This is a genomic window from Streptomyces sp. NTH33, assembly GCF_003236365.1.
Classification (GTDB): domain Bacteria; phylum Actinomycetota; class Actinomycetes; order Streptomycetales; family Streptomycetaceae; genus Streptomyces.
This window is the reverse complement of sequence record NZ_POTZ01000188.1, coordinates 1-12,557: the sequence shown is the minus strand read 5'-3', so window position 1 is coordinate 12,557 and position 12,557 is coordinate 1. Positions and strand designations below refer to the sequence as shown.

Sequence of the window (12,557 nt, the reverse complement as noted above, 5' to 3'; positions counted from 1 at the left end):
GCTGGGCGGGGCGCTGACGGCGTGTTCGGGGGCTTCGGATCCGGTGGACGGCGCGGCTCCGGCCGCCGGCGCGTCCGCCACGGTGGCGGACGAGGCGGCCGTCGCCCGCAGCGGGGGCTCCGTCGGCGCCCGCGGTTCGGCCTGCGAGCTTCCCGTCACCTTCGACATCGCCGCGGACTGGGAGGCCAGGGCCGTGGACCGGACGGCCGGGGACTCCCCCGCCGCCGAGGAGGCCGCCGGCGCGCTCCTGCACCAGGGTCCGGTGACCGCCGTGTGCGAGATCGACGCCAAACCCGCCGGGAACATCGGCTTCCTGCGTGTGTGGACCGGCGCGTCGGACGCGGGTGACGCGCGTACGGTGCTGCGCGCCTTCGTGGCCGCCGAGGGCGCCGTGAACAAGGAGGAGTACCGCCCGTTCCGTGCGGGCGGGCTCGAGGGCTCCGAGGTCGAGTACCTCCGCACGAGCGGGATCCTGGACGAGTCGAAGCAGGAACGCGCCCTGGCCGTCAGCACCCCCGAGGGTCCGGTCGTCCTGCACCTGGGCGGCCTGGACACCGAGGAGCACCAGCAGATGCTCCCCGCCTACGAACTCGCCAGGAAGACCCTGCGCACTCCCTGACCGCTTGAGCGCCACCTGCCCGGCCGCCCGCTCCCACCGTGTCGGAGTGGGCGCGACGGGTACCCGACCGGGGCACGAGAGGCCGTCCTGCCCGGCCGGGGCAGCCGACCGTCCGGTGCGGTGAAAGGAGTGGTCATGACGCGCAACGGAGGCGACGCGGCTCCCGCCCGGCGAGCGGGATCCCCCGGCCTTCGTCTGGCGGCGGGCCGAGGCGGACAGCCGTCACCCCACGGGCCCGAGCCACAGGACCGGCACCTGCCCCATGACCGCAACCAGGCCATCCTGGAGGCGGCCAAGCAGGTCGGCGCCCTGCTGAAACGGAAGGGGCACGCCTTCGCGCTGGCCGGAAGCGTGGCCGCCTACGCCCACGGCGGCAGCGAGAACCTGCAGCACGACGCCGACTTCTGCGTACGGCCCGCCGACGCCGAAGAGGTCGCCGACACGCTGCGCGAGGGCGGCCTGACCGTCCACGCCCCGCCCGAGGACTGGCTGATCAAGGCCAAGTGCTTCGACCAGGACGTCGACATCATCTTCGAACTGGCCCACCAGCCCGTCTCCCTGGAGATGCTCGAACGGGCCGAGGAGCTGCCGGTGGACTCGGTGCGCATGCCCGTCCTGTCACCGACCGACCTGCTGTGGAGCCTGGTCGGCGCCTTCTCCGAGCACCACTGCGACTTCGGGGCCGTACTGCCCGTCGCCCGTGCGCTGCGGGAGAAGGTGGACTGGGACCGCGTCCGGCGGGACTGCGGGGACGAGCCCATGCCCGCCGCCTTCTTCTTCCTCCTCGAACGCCTGAACGTCATCTCCCCGCCGAAGGAGCGGCCATGAGCAACCACGGCGCAGAGCGGTCCTCCGGCGCTCCGGGCGCCGGCGACAACCTGGAGTACCGCGTCGCCCGCCTCAAGGAGCGGATCGCCGCCGGCCCCCTGGCCGAACTGGGTGTGCGGCTGGAGGTGCGCGGCGAGGCGGTGCTGCTGACCGGCACCGTTCCCACCGCACACTGCCGGGACGAGATCTGCCGCGTCGTCGACGAGGAGCTGGCCGGCAACCAGGTCCACTGCGACGTCGTCGTCGCCGACGTCTCCTCCCCCGACCACGTGGAGGACCTCGCATGATCCGGATAGCAGCCGTCGGAGACATCCACATGGCGCCCGAGAGCCAGGGCACGCTCCGGCCCGCGTTCGACACGCTGTCCGAGTGCGCCGACGTCCTGTTGCTGGCCGGGGACCTCACCCGGCACGGCACGCCGGAGGAGGCCCGGGTGGTGGCACGGGAGATCCGGGACCTGCCGGTGCCGGTCGTGGCCGTCCTCGGCAACCACGACCACCACGACGAACGGCCCGAGGAGGTCACCGCCGTCCTGGAGGACGCCGGCGCCCAGGTCCTGGAGGGACGCGGGGTCGTCGTGCCCTGCGGCGGGGCGCGCGTCGGTGTCGCCGGCACCAAGGGGTTCGGCGGCGGTTTCGTCGGCCGCTGCGCGGGCGAGTTCGGCGAGCCGCTGATGAAGGAGTTCGTCCGGTACACCCGCCGCTGCGCGGACGGCCTGCGTACGTCGCTGGAGCAGCTGGGCGAGCAGGGGTGCGACGTGCGGATCGCGCTGACCCACTACTCCCCCGTGCCGGAGACACTGGCCGGTGAGCCGCCGGAGATCTATCCGTTCCTCGGCAGCTACCTGCTGGCCGAGGCGATCGACACGGCCGGCGCCGACCTCGCCGTGCACGGCCACGCGCACGCCGGCACGGAGAACGGCATGACCAGCGGCGGCGTCCGGGTGCGCAATGTCGCCCAGCCGGTCATCGGGCGGGCCTTCCACGTCTACCACGTGCACGCGCGGGAGCCGGTGACGGCCGGTGCGCCCGGCGAGCGGTCCGGCTGACCGGGTCGGCCGGGCCGCGACTCCCGGCCCCTGCCGGGGCGGGGGCCCGTACGCTGGGGGCCGTGCACATCTGTTTCGTCTGCAGCGGGAACATCTGCCGCTCGCCGTCCGCCGCGCTGGTGTTCGCCGAGCACCTGCGCCGGGAAGGGCTCGGGGACGCGGTGCGGGTCACCAGCGCCGGCATCGGCCCGTGGCACGTCGGAGAGGCCATCGACGGGCGGGCCGGCGAGGTGCTGGCCCAAAACGGCTATCCGGTCGGGCACGTGGCCGCGCAGGTCGGGGCCGAGCACCTGGACGCCGACCTGTTCCTGGCCATGGACGCCGGTCACGAGAAGGCGCTGCGGCGACTTGTCGACGCCCCCTCCCGGGTGCGGCTGCTGCGCTCCTTCGACCCGGACGCGACCGGCGACCTCGACGTGCCCGACCCGTACTACGGCGGCCCGGAGGGATTCGACGCGGTGCTGGACATGATCGAGGCCGCGACGCCCGGTCTGCTCGCCTGGGTGCGCGAGCGCCTCGCCGCATGACCGGCCGGCGGCCGGCCGGCGCCGGCGAGGACGGTCCGGGTGCCGTGGCCGCCCGGCTGACCGGGTGTCCGGTGACCGGCCGGCGCCCGCTGTCCGGGGCCCTCACCGAGGTGACGCTCGGCGACGGACGGGTGGTCGTGGTCAAGCGCGGTGACGGCCCGGGGGCGGTGCGCGCCGAGGCCGCGGGACTGCGCTGGCTCGCCGGGGCGGGCGCGGTGCGCCTCCCGGCGGTGCACGGCCACGACCGGCACTGGCTGGTCACCGACCGGGTGCCGCAGGGCAGGCCGAGCCCGCGGGCCGCGGCCCGGTTCGGCCGTGACCTGGCCGCCCTGCACGCCGCCGGGGCGCCCGCGTTCGGCGCCCCACCGCCCGGCGGACCGGAGGAGGCGTACATCGGGCTCGCGCCGATGCGCAACGTTCCCGGCACCGACTGGCCGTGCTGGTACGCCGAGCACCGGGTGCTGCCCTACCTGCGCCGCGCGGTCGACGACGGCACCCTGCGGCCCGCCGAGGCGGCCGTGATCGAGCGCGCCCTGGAGCGGCTGCCCGAGCTCGCCGGCCCCGCCGAACCGCCCGCACGGCTCCACGGCGACCTGTGGAACGGCAATGTGCTGTGGGGCGCGGACGGCGAGGTCCGGCTGATCGACCCGGCCGCGCACGGCGGGCACCGGGAGACCGACCGGGCGATGCTCCGCCTGTTCGGCTGCCCGCACCTGGACCTCGTGCTCGACGGCTACCAGGAGGCCGCGCCGCTCGCCGACGGCTGGGCCGGCCGCATCGGGCTGCACCAGCTGTTCCCGCTGCTGGTGCACACGGTGCTGTTCGGACGCGGATACGCCGGTCAGGCGGTCGAGGCGGCCCGCGGCGCCGGCCGGTGACCTGCGCCGTGGCACCTCCTACGGTGTGTCAACTCGGCCATGACGTCCCCTTCTTGGGCGGAAGAGGCGCTCGGGCACGCCGGCGGTCCGGGGACCATGATCAGTGCCGGGTGGTACGCGTGCGCGTGCACGGTAGGCTGCCAGTGCCGGAGATTGCGGGCGATGCCACCCCGCACCGGTGCGAGCGGTGGGGAGAAGGGCAGGCGCGGATGGACTGGCGTGAGTTCGCTGAGCAGATGGCCCGGCTCGCCCGGCGCCTGCTGGCACAGGAGTCCGCACAGGAGACGCTCGACGAGATCGTCCAGGCGGCCGTCGAGCTGATCGAGGGGTGCGAGTTCTCCGGCATCCTGGCCCTGCGCAAGGGGCGTGCCGTGTCCCTGGCCGTGAGCGATGACGTGGTGGTGGAGTCCGACCGGCTGCAGGGAGAACTGGGCGAGGGACCCTGCTTCGACGCCGCCCGGCGGGTCGGCGGGGACAGGACGTTCCGCATCGCGGACCTCACGCAGCCGCAGCCGGACTGGCCCCGGTACGCTCCGGCCGCCCGTGGGCTGGGCTTCGGCAGCATGATGGGCTTCCTGCTGTACACCCACGACGACGACTTCGGCGCCCTCAACCTCTACTCCAGCCGCCCCGGCGCCTTCACCCCGGACGACGAGACGGCCGGCTGGCTGCTCGCCTCGCACGCCGCCGTCGCCCTCTCCAGCGCCCGGACCGTCGACCAGCTCGAACACGCGCTGGAGACCCGGCACGCGATCGGCGAGGCCATGGGCATCCTGCGCGAACGCCACCGCCTGAGCGAGGACGACGCCTTCGCCGTCCTGCGCCGCATCTCCCAGCACCACAACGTCAAACTCCGCGACGTGGCCCAGAACATCCGCTCCGGGGCCCGCAAGCAGGGCTGACACGACCGGCCGGGACGCTCCGGTGGGCCGGGGCGGTGCGGCGGCCCCTCGCCTCGGCCGGTGCGGCAGTGTAGACATGGCACATGGTCCGACTCCCGGGCCGAACCGGTACTCGGTCGGCCCGCCGTTCCGATGGCCGGCGCCCTCAGCTCGCGCCCGGCCCTGGCCGGCGAGCGCGTGAGCGGGCCGAGCGGCGCCGGCCGGCACCGGGAGCAGAGACGACCGGGCTGCGGGCGGCGATGCGTGGGCGCAGCGTGGCCGGGCAGGTGTTCGTGCTGCAGGTCGTCGTCGTGCTGCTGCTGGTCGTGGCCTCGGTGGTGGCGCTGGTGCTGCAGGTGCGGTCCGACAGACGCCAGGAGGCCCGCGACCGCTCCCTCGCCGTGGCCGAGGCGTTCGCCAACGCGCCGGGCACCCGCGAGGCGCTCGCCGCGCCCGATCCGACGGCGGTCCTGCAGCCGCGGGCGGAGGCCGCCCGCCGGGGGGCGCACGTCGACTTCGTCGTCGTGATGAACACCGAGGGGATCCGCTACACCCACCCCAGGCCCGACCGCATCGGCAAGAAGTTCGTCGGCACCATCAAACCCGCGCTGGCCGGCCACGCCGTCGTGGAGGAGGTCAACGGCACCATCGGCCGGCTGGTGCAGGCCGTCGTGCCGGTCGAGGCGCCGGACGGCAAGGTGGTGGGCCTGGTGTCGGCCGGTATCACCACCAGGAACGTGGGCGGCCTCGCGGACCGGCAGCTGCCGGTCGTCCTGGGCGCCGCGGCCGTGGGGCTCGCCCTCGCCACGGCGGGGACGGCACTGGTCAGCAGGCGGCTGCTGCGCCAGACCCACGGGCTGGGTCCGGGCGAGATGACCCGGATGTACGAGCACCACGACGCGGTGCTGCACTCCGTCCGCGAGGGCGTGATCATCGTCGGCGCCGACGGGGAACTGCTGCTCGCCAACGACGAGGCGCACCGTCTGCTCGGCCTGCCCGAGGACGCCGAGCAGCGCCACGTGCTCGACCTCGGACTCGACCCCAACACCGCCGGCCTGCTGGCCTCCGGCCGGATCGCCACCGACGAGGTGCACCTGGTCGGCGACCGGCTGCTGGCGATCAACCAGCGGCCCACGGACCTGGACGGCGGCCCGTCGGGCAGCGTGGCCACGCTGCGCGACTCCACGGAGCTGCGCACCCTGTCCGGCCGGGCGGAGGAGGCCCGGGAACACCTCAGTCTGCTCTACGACGCCGGGGTGGGCGTCGGCACGACCCTGGACGTGACCCGGACCGCCGAGGAACTCGTCGAGGTGGCCGTTCCGCGGTTCGCGGACTTCGCCACCGTCGACCTGTACGACACCGTACTGGCCGGCGAGGACCCGGAGCCGGGGGCCGTGCTGCGGCGCACGGCGTACGGCGGGATCCGCGAGGACGTCCCGCTGTACCCGGTCGGCGAGCAGATTCGTCTCATCGCCTCCTCGCCGCAGGCGCACAGTCTCCGGACCCGCCGGCCGGTCCTCGAGCCCCGCCTGGAGGCGGCTCCGGGCTGGCGCGCCCAGGACTTCGAGCGCGCCGACCAGGTACTGGAGTACGGCATCCACTCGCTGATCACCGTGCCGGTACGGGCGGGCAGCCTGGTGCTGGGCCTGGTCAGCTTCTGGCGGTCGCGCAAGAAGGAGCCCTTCGACGCAGGCGAACTCGCCCTGGCCGAGGAGCTGGTCGCGCGGGCCGCGGTCTCCATCGACAACGCCCGCCGCTACACCCGCGAGCACGGGCTGGCGGTCACCCTGCAGCGCAGCCTGCTGCCGCGCAGCCTGCCCGAGCAGGACGCCCTGGACATCGCCTACCGCTATCTGCCCGCGCAGTCGGGCGTGGGCGGGGACTGGTTCGACGTACTGCCGCTGTCCGGGGCGCGGGTCGCGCTCGTCGTCGGGGACGTGGTCGGGCACGGGCTGCACGCCGCGGCCACGATGGGGCGGCTGCGGACCGCGGTCAGCAACTTCTCCGCCCTGGACCTGCCGCCCGAGGAACTGCTCGGACTGCTGGACGAGCTGGTCGTCCGCATCGACCAGGACGAGCGGGCGGACAGTGCCGGCGTCCCCGTGACCGGCGCGACCTGTCTGTACGCGATCTACGATCCGGTCTCCCGGCGCTGTGCCGTGGCCCGCGCCGGCCATCCGCCGCCCGCCGTGATCGCGCCGGACGGCGGCGTGGTCTTCCCCGACGTGCCCGCCGGCCCCCCGCTCGGACTGGGCGGGCTGCCGTTCGAGACGGCCGAGCTGGAGCTCGCGGAGGGCAGCCGGCTGGTGCTGTACACCGACGGGCTGGTGGAGGACCGGGAGCGGGACATCGACACCGGCCTCGAGGAGCTGCGCACCGCGCTGGCCTCGGCCGGAGAGTCGCCCGAGGAGACGTGCCGGGCGGTGCTCGACGCCCGGCTGCCGTTCCGGCCGAGTGACGACATCGCGCTGCTCGTCGCCCGCACCCGGGCCCTGGGCCCCGAGCGGGTCGCCGAGTGGGACGTGCCGGACGACCCGGCGGCCGTCGCGGACGTGCGCGCCGCGGTGAGCCGGCGGCTGGACCTGTGGGGGCTTCAGGAGCTGACGTTCACCACCGAGCTGATCCTCAGCGAGCTGGTCACCAACGCGATCCGCTACGGCGCCGAGCCCATCCGCGTACGGGTGCTGCGTGACCGCGCCCTGGTCTGCGAGGTCTTCGACGGCAGCAACACCTCACCGCACCTGCGCTACGCCGCCAGCACGGACGAGGGCGGCCGCGGGCTGTTCCTCGTCGCGCAGATGGCCGAGCGGTGGGGCACCCGCTACACGCCCACCGGGAAGGTCATCTGGGCCGAGCAGCCCCTCCCCCTCCCGGCGCCGGACGGCGACCGCGCCGGCTGACGCGCAGCACACCGGCCCGGGTCCCCCCGCGGGGGTCCGGGCCGGTGCGGTGCACGCGTGCCGTCAGCCGCCGCCCAGGCGCGAGCGCAGCAGCTCCTTGCCCATCTCGGCGCCCTTGCGGCTGTCCGCCTGCGCCTTGCGGAACAGCTCCACGACCTCGTTGTCCTTGTCCCGTTCCGCGTCCTGGATGTACTGCTCCAGCCGCAGCGCGTTGTCCAGGCACGCCTCGACGTACCAGATGAGGTTGTAGTCCTTGTCCCGCGTGCCGGTGACGTCGCCGGTCTCGGTACCGCTCGTCATGCGGACCTCCTCCTCGGTGGCTCTTCTGCCTTCGTCGTCGGTGCCACGCCGAGTACCCGTCCGCGCCCCGGCGACACACGGCGTCAGCCCAGGGCGCGGTCGAGGTTGTAGGCGGCGCTGATCAGCGACAGGTGGGTGAAGGCCTGGGGGAAGTTGCCCTGCTGCTCGCCGGTGGGGCCGATCTCCTCGGCGTACAGGCCGAGATGGTTGGCGTAGGTGAGCATCTTCTCGAAGGCGAGGCGGGCCTCGTCCAGGCGGCCGGCCCGGGTGAGGGCCTCGACGTACCAGAACGAGCAGATGGAGAACGTGCCCTCGTCGCCGTGCAGCCCGTCGGGGCTGGCCTGCGAATCGTAGCGGTAGACGAGCGAGTCGGAGACCAGGTCCTCGGTCAGCGCGTCCAGGGTGGACAGCCACTTGGGGTCGGTGGGCGCGATGAACTTCGCCAGCGGCATCATCAGTACAGCGGCGTCGAGCACGTCCCCGTCCTCGTACTGCACGAAGGCCTGCCGCGCCTTCGACCAGCCGCGGTCCATGATGCGGCGGTAGATGGTGTCCCGGCTCCGCCGCCAGCTCAGCAGGTCGGCGGGCAGGCCGCGGCGGTTGGCCAGCCGGATGGCGCGTTCGACGGCCACCCAGCACATCAGGCGGGAGTACAGGAAGTTCTTCCTGCCGCCCCGGGTCTCCCAGACGCCCTCGTCGGGCTGGTCCCAGTTCTCGCAGACCCACTCCACGAGCGCGGACACGTCGTCCCACTGGGCGCTGGAGATCGGCTGGGCCCACTTGTCGTAGAGGTAGATGGAGTCGATCAGGGCGCCGTAGATGTCGAGCTGGAGCTGGTCGGCGGCGGCGTTGCCGACCCGTACGGGGGCGGAGCCGAGGTGTCCCTCCAGGTGGGCGAGTTCCCGCTCGGGCAGGTCGGTGCGGCCGTCGATGCCGTACATGATCTGCAGCGGGCCGGTGCCCCTGCCGTCGCCGGGGCTGATGTGCCGGGTCACGAACCGCATGAACGCCTCGGCCTCGCCGGCGAAGCCGAGGCGCAGCAGCGCGTAGACGGCGAACGCGGCGTCGCGCACCCAGACGTAGCGGTAGTCCCAGTTGCGCTCACCGCCGATCCGCTCGGGCAGGCTCGTGGTGGGCGCGGCGACGATGGCGCCGGTCGGGGCGTAGGTGAGCAGCTTCAGGGTGAGGGCGGAGCGGTGGACCATCTCCCGCCAGCGGCCGCGGTAGCGGGACTGGGCGAGCCAGCGGCGCCAGTAGACGACCGTGGCGCAGAACTGCTCCTCGGCCTCGGTGCGGGCGCACCGCCGCGGGGCCACGGCGCCGCCCACCTGGTCCAGGGCGAAGACGGCCGACTCGCCCTCGGCGAGCTTGAACTCCGCCCGCAGGTCCGGGCCGTCGGTCTCCAGGGGCACGGTGGCCGTCAGGGCGAGGGAGCCCTCCGCGGACTCGAACAGGGCCGTGCCGCCCTCCAGGCGGACCGTGTGCGGGTCGGCGCCGTAGTGGAAGCGGGGCGCCACCCGGGCCCGGAACGGCAGGGTGCCGCGTACGCACAGCACCCGGCGGATGAGCCGGTGCCGCTCGGCCTCCGCGGATTCCTGGCGGTCCTGGGTCACCGGCATGAAGTCCTGCACCTCGCCGACGCCGTCCTCGGTGAAGAACCGGGTGATCAGCACGTTGGTGTCGGGGAAGTAGAACTGCTTGGTGCGGGCCGCCTCGGCCGCGGCGAGTTCGAAGCAGCCGCCGCGCTCGGCGTCCAGGACGGAGGCGAAGACGCTCGGGGAGTCGAAGGAGGGACAGCAGTACCAGTCGATCGTGCCGTCGGTGCCGACGAGGGCGACGGTGCGCAGGTCGCCGATCAGGCCGTGGTCGGCGATCGGCACGTAGTTGGGGGTGCCCGGCCCGGGCCGCCGGCTTCGGGTGTCGCCCATCGCGGCTGCCTCCCTTCCGGCTCTTCCGCTTATTCTGTTTCTTCCGGTTCTTCCGGTTCTTCCAGCTTAGGAGCGGGCGGTGGGTCCTTCCGGATGCGGGGTGCGGCCCGGCGGGCAATCGTGGGAGGAGGTCCCGCTTCCCGCGGCATCGGAGCCGCAGTCCGGACCCGAGCGGGGAGCCGGCCGGACCCGAGGAGGACACATGTCGACGTCACAGCCCGATGCATCCCGCTCTCCGGGGGAGCGTTGCACCCCCGACCACGTCCTTCACGCCCGTACCGGCACCGACGTCTCCCCCGAGGACGTGGTGCTGGCCGCGGGCCGCGACATCACCCCGCGCAACCTGGAGTGGGCCAGGCGCAAGCTCGAAACGGAGGGTCCGGCCGCCCTGGACAAGCTGCTGCCCTAGGGCCGGGAAAGGGGCCGGAGCCTTCGGGCTCCGGCCCCTTTCCCCGTACTGACCGGCCGATCAGGGCAGCGTGTCGTCGTCGACGACGTGCACGGCGGCCTCCTCCGCGCCGGCGGCTCCCGCGTCGATGCCCTTGTCGGCGGCGATCTCCTCCTTGGCGGTGTCGGTGTGGGCGCCCTCGTCCGGGGCGACGAGGCGGCCGGCGCGGTCCGTGCCCGCCTCGGGGTCGACCGGTTCGCCCTCGCCGCCGGGCAGGTCGCCCACGGCATCGCCCTGCGGTTCGGCCACGTCGGGCTGTTCCTGGGCCAGCCGCTGGTCGAGGCTCTCGCCCTGGTGCTGTTCGGCGGCCGTCGTGCCGTACTTGGTGACGCCCAGGGGCTTCTCCGGCGGGGAGTACCCCTCGTCGAGGGTGTCGTCGTAGGTCCGCTCGCCCACCGCGTTCTGCATGTCCAGTGGCGCGGCGTCCTCCTGTTCCTCGTTGCTGCCGGTGGGCTGGTAGGCGTCGTCGGCCATCGGATCGGTGCTCACGGGTTCCTCCTCGCGGCGGCTGGGCGTCAGCGTGTCGTGATTCGCGTTTCCCGCAGGGCCCGGCCCAATCACCCGTCCGGTGATCATCACCCGCCCGGTGACCCGGCCCGGTTCACCCGTCGGGGCGACCACGGGAACGCCCTGGGCGTCGTTGTCGTCTACAGTTCGGTAGACGGTCTACAGACCTGTAGTCACTCGGTCGGCGCCACCTCCGCGTTCGCCGGCCCGAAGGAGGCACGCGGATGATCCTCGCCCTGTCGGGCCCGTCGGTCGACGGCTCCGTCTACACCGACGTGGTGGACCTGGCCCGCCGCTCCCCCGCCTGGTTCGACGACACGGTGTCGGCCTGGTCGGCGTACGGCCTCGCCGTGTTCGCCGTGCTGATGCTGGTGGGCTGGTGGCGGGCGCGCCGGCTGGGCGCCGAGGCGGCGGCCACGGCTCTGGCGGTGCCGCTCGTCGTGGTCGTCGCCTACGCCGTGAACGCGGTGGTGAAGCTGCTCGTGCGCGAGGTACGGCCCTGTCGCGCACTGCACGTGGCCACCCTGGAGGCCTGTCCGGCCCGTACCGACTGGTCCTTCCCCAGCAATCACGCGGCGATCGCCGCCGCGGCCGCGGTGGCGCTGTTCTTCGTCTCCCGCCGCCTGGCCGCGGTCGCGTGCGTGGCCGCCGCGGCGATGGCCCTCTCCCGGGTCTGGGTGGGCGCGCACTATCCGCACGACGTGGCGGCCGGACTCGTGGTCGGTGCCGTGGTGGCCTTCGCCGTGCTGAAGGTGCTGGCGCGCCGTCCGGAGGGACTGGTCCGGCGCCTGACCGCGACACGGCTGCGCCCGTTGCTGGTGTCATGGGGACCATGAGTGTCATGAGGTCCAGCAGGCACAGGGACACCGCCGGCATCGCGGGCGGCGCCGGGCTCGGCACGTGGGCGGCGTTCGCCGTGCTCGCCCTGGTGGTCGACGGCCACGGCGCGCCGCTGTCCGTGGACAGCGGCGCGCTGTCCTGGTCCGTCGGCCACCGCCCGGAGGTGGCGGTGGCCGTGGCCCGCGGGCTGACCGCGACCGGCACGGGCGCCTTCCCGTACGTGCTCGTCGTGCTGACCGCCCTCGTCCTCGGCCGCACGGCCCGGCAGCGTACGACCGCGGCGGCCCTGGGCGTGGCCTGCCTGGCGGGGGGCCAGGCCGTGCGCTACGGCGTGCTCGAGCTGATCGCCCGCCCGCGTCCGCCCCGGCAGGACTGGATGACCCACGCCTCGAACTGGTCCTTCCCGTCCGGGCACACCACCACCTCCGCGCTCGCCGCCGGGCTGGTGATCGTGGCGATCGCCGTACGCGCCCCGCGCGGCCGTACGGCGGTCTGCCTCGTCGTCGGCTGCTGGGGCGTACTGGTGGGACTGACCCGGGTGTATCTCGGGGTGCACTGGTTCACCGACGTGATCGGCGGCTGGCTGTTCGCCGTCGGCTGGCTCGGCGTGTGCCTGTGCGCGGCGGCCTGGTGGCTGCCCGCCCGCCTCGTGGCCGGTCCGACGACGACGGCCGGGGGACCGGTGCACGAGCGGTCGCACTCCGCGTGACGTGGTCACGCCGCCCTCCGGCGGATCACCGTGGCGCGGCGGTGGGCGGCGGGGCCGTCACGGGCCAGTGCTCTCGCGCGTTTGGGGCGCGATGTACAGGAGCAGGTCGCCGGACCGGTGGGAGGGCCAGGTGCGGGCGTAGGC

The 12,557-nt window shown here is 74.0% G+C and carries 14 protein-coding genes; 11 read left to right on the top strand and 3 right to left on the bottom strand.

Annotated features, from left to right (window positions below; translation table 11 throughout):
* The first annotated feature begins 1 nt into the window (after position 1).
* From C1I97_RS18960 to C1I97_RS18925, 8 genes are all read left to right on the top strand, one after another.
* Positions 2–619 (top strand): lipoprotein, encoded by a 618-nt coding sequence (locus C1I97_RS18960; protein WP_258382633.1) that lies wholly within the window; start codon positions 2–4, stop codon positions 617–619.
* Between the two features lie 135 nt (positions 620–754).
* Positions 755–1,447 (top strand): nucleotidyltransferase family protein, encoded by a 693-nt coding sequence (locus tag C1I97_RS18955; RefSeq protein WP_111004403.1) that lies wholly within the window; start codon positions 755–757, stop codon positions 1,445–1,447.
* The gene (locus C1I97_RS18950; protein WP_111004402.1) at positions 1,444–1,734 is read left to right on the top strand and encodes a hypothetical protein; all 291 of its coding nucleotides are present in this window, start codon (positions 1,444–1,446) and stop codon (positions 1,732–1,734) included. Before C1I97_RS18955 ends, C1I97_RS18950 begins: the two co-directional genes overlap by 4 nt.
* A complete protein-coding gene (locus C1I97_RS18945; protein ID WP_111004401.1) occupies positions 1,731–2,495 on the top strand; it encodes a metallophosphoesterase family protein in 765 nt (254 codons plus the stop codon). Before C1I97_RS18950 ends, C1I97_RS18945 begins: the two co-directional genes overlap by 4 nt.
* Positions 2,496–2,557: 62 nt before the next feature.
* Positions 2,558–3,022 carry a low molecular weight protein-tyrosine-phosphatase gene (locus C1I97_RS18940; protein ID WP_111004400.1) on the top strand — a complete coding sequence of 155 codons (465 nt, stop codon included), beginning with the start codon at positions 2,558–2,560 and terminating at the stop codon, positions 3,020–3,022.
* Positions 3,019–3,900 carry a fructosamine kinase family protein gene (locus C1I97_RS18935; RefSeq protein ID WP_181446791.1) on the top strand — a complete coding sequence of 294 codons (882 nt, stop codon included), beginning with the start codon at positions 3,019–3,021 and terminating at the stop codon, positions 3,898–3,900. Before C1I97_RS18940 ends, C1I97_RS18935 begins: the two co-directional genes overlap by 4 nt.
* A gap of 209 nt (positions 3,901–4,109) precedes the next feature.
* Positions 4,110–4,802, top strand: coding sequence for a GAF and ANTAR domain-containing protein (locus C1I97_RS18930; protein WP_111004399.1), 693 nt, complete (start codon positions 4,110–4,112; stop codon positions 4,800–4,802).
* An 83-nt stretch (positions 4,803–4,885) separates the two neighbouring features.
* Complete coding sequence (locus C1I97_RS18925; protein ID WP_111004398.1) at positions 4,886–7,681, top strand: SpoIIE family protein phosphatase; 2,796 nt, start codon at positions 4,886–4,888, stop codon at positions 7,679–7,681.
* Positions 7,682–7,744: 63 nt separating this feature from the next.
* Here C1I97_RS18925 and C1I97_RS18920 read toward each other — a convergent pair whose 3' ends face one another.
* Complete coding sequence (locus C1I97_RS18920) at positions 7,745–7,981, bottom strand: hypothetical protein (protein ID WP_111004397.1); 237 nt, start codon at positions 7,979–7,981, stop codon at positions 7,745–7,747.
* An 83-nt stretch (positions 7,982–8,064) separates the two neighbouring features.
* Positions 8,065–9,909, bottom strand: coding sequence for a glycoside hydrolase family 15 protein (locus tag C1I97_RS18915; protein ID WP_111004396.1), 1,845 nt, complete (start codon positions 9,907–9,909; stop codon positions 8,065–8,067).
* A gap of 202 nt (positions 9,910–10,111) precedes the next feature.
* Between C1I97_RS18915 and C1I97_RS18910 the strand changes: the two genes are divergently transcribed.
* The gene (locus C1I97_RS18910) at positions 10,112–10,318 is read left to right on the top strand and encodes a hypothetical protein (RefSeq protein ID WP_111004395.1); all 207 of its coding nucleotides are present in this window, start codon (positions 10,112–10,114) and stop codon (positions 10,316–10,318) included.
* 60 nt (positions 10,319–10,378) lie between these two features.
* On the opposite strand, the gene C1I97_RS18905 is transcribed toward C1I97_RS18910, so the two are convergent.
* Positions 10,379–10,846 carry a DUF5709 domain-containing protein gene (locus C1I97_RS18905; protein ID WP_181446790.1) on the bottom strand — a complete coding sequence of 156 codons (468 nt, stop codon included), beginning with the start codon at positions 10,844–10,846 and terminating at the stop codon, positions 10,379–10,381.
* A gap of 242 nt (positions 10,847–11,088) precedes the next feature.
* Between C1I97_RS18905 and C1I97_RS18900 the strand changes: the two genes are divergently transcribed.
* The gene (locus C1I97_RS18900; protein WP_111004394.1) at positions 11,089–11,700 is read left to right on the top strand and encodes a phosphatase PAP2 family protein; all 612 of its coding nucleotides are present in this window, start codon (positions 11,089–11,091) and stop codon (positions 11,698–11,700) included.
* 5 nt (positions 11,701–11,705) lie between these two features.
* Positions 11,706–12,413, top strand: a complete 708-nt coding sequence (locus tag C1I97_RS18895) for a phosphatase PAP2 family protein (RefSeq protein ID WP_111004393.1) — start codon at positions 11,706–11,708, stop codon at positions 12,411–12,413.
* The last annotated feature ends 144 nt before the right edge of the window (positions 12,414–12,557 follow it).

What these genes read in the sequence shown, in the direction of transcription:
- C1I97_RS18955 (WP_111004403.1), top strand. Translation starts at nt 755, where the DNA reads ATGACGCGCAACGGAGGCGACGCGGCTCCCGCCCGGCGAGCGGGATCC.
- C1I97_RS18950 (WP_111004402.1), top strand. Translation starts at nt 1,444, where the DNA reads ATGAGCAACCACGGCGCAGAGCGGTCCTCCGGCGCTCCGGGCGCCGGC.
- C1I97_RS18945 (WP_111004401.1), top strand. Translation starts at nt 1,731, where the DNA reads ATGATCCGGATAGCAGCCGTCGGAGACATCCACATGGCGCCCGAGAGC.
- C1I97_RS18935 (WP_181446791.1), top strand. Translation starts at nt 3,019, where the DNA reads ATGACCGGCCGGCGGCCGGCCGGCGCCGGCGAGGACGGTCCGGGTGCC.
- C1I97_RS18930 (WP_111004399.1), top strand. Translation starts at nt 4,110, where the DNA reads ATGGACTGGCGTGAGTTCGCTGAGCAGATGGCCCGGCTCGCCCGGCGC.
- C1I97_RS18925 (WP_111004398.1), top strand. Translation starts at nt 4,886, where the DNA reads ATGGTCCGACTCCCGGGCCGAACCGGTACTCGGTCGGCCCGCCGTTCC.
- C1I97_RS18920 (WP_111004397.1), bottom strand. Translation starts at nt 7,981, where the DNA reads ATGACGAGCGGTACCGAGACCGGCGACGTCACCGGCACGCGGGACAAG.
- C1I97_RS18915 (WP_111004396.1), bottom strand. Translation starts at nt 9,909, where the DNA reads ATGGGCGACACCCGAAGCCGGCGGCCCGGGCCGGGCACCCCCAACTAC.
- C1I97_RS18910 (WP_111004395.1), top strand. Translation starts at nt 10,112, where the DNA reads ATGTCGACGTCACAGCCCGATGCATCCCGCTCTCCGGGGGAGCGTTGC.
- C1I97_RS18900 (WP_111004394.1), top strand. Translation starts at nt 11,089, where the DNA reads ATGATCCTCGCCCTGTCGGGCCCGTCGGTCGACGGCTCCGTCTACACC.
- C1I97_RS18895 (WP_111004393.1), top strand. Translation starts at nt 11,706, where the DNA reads ATGAGGTCCAGCAGGCACAGGGACACCGCCGGCATCGCGGGCGGCGCC.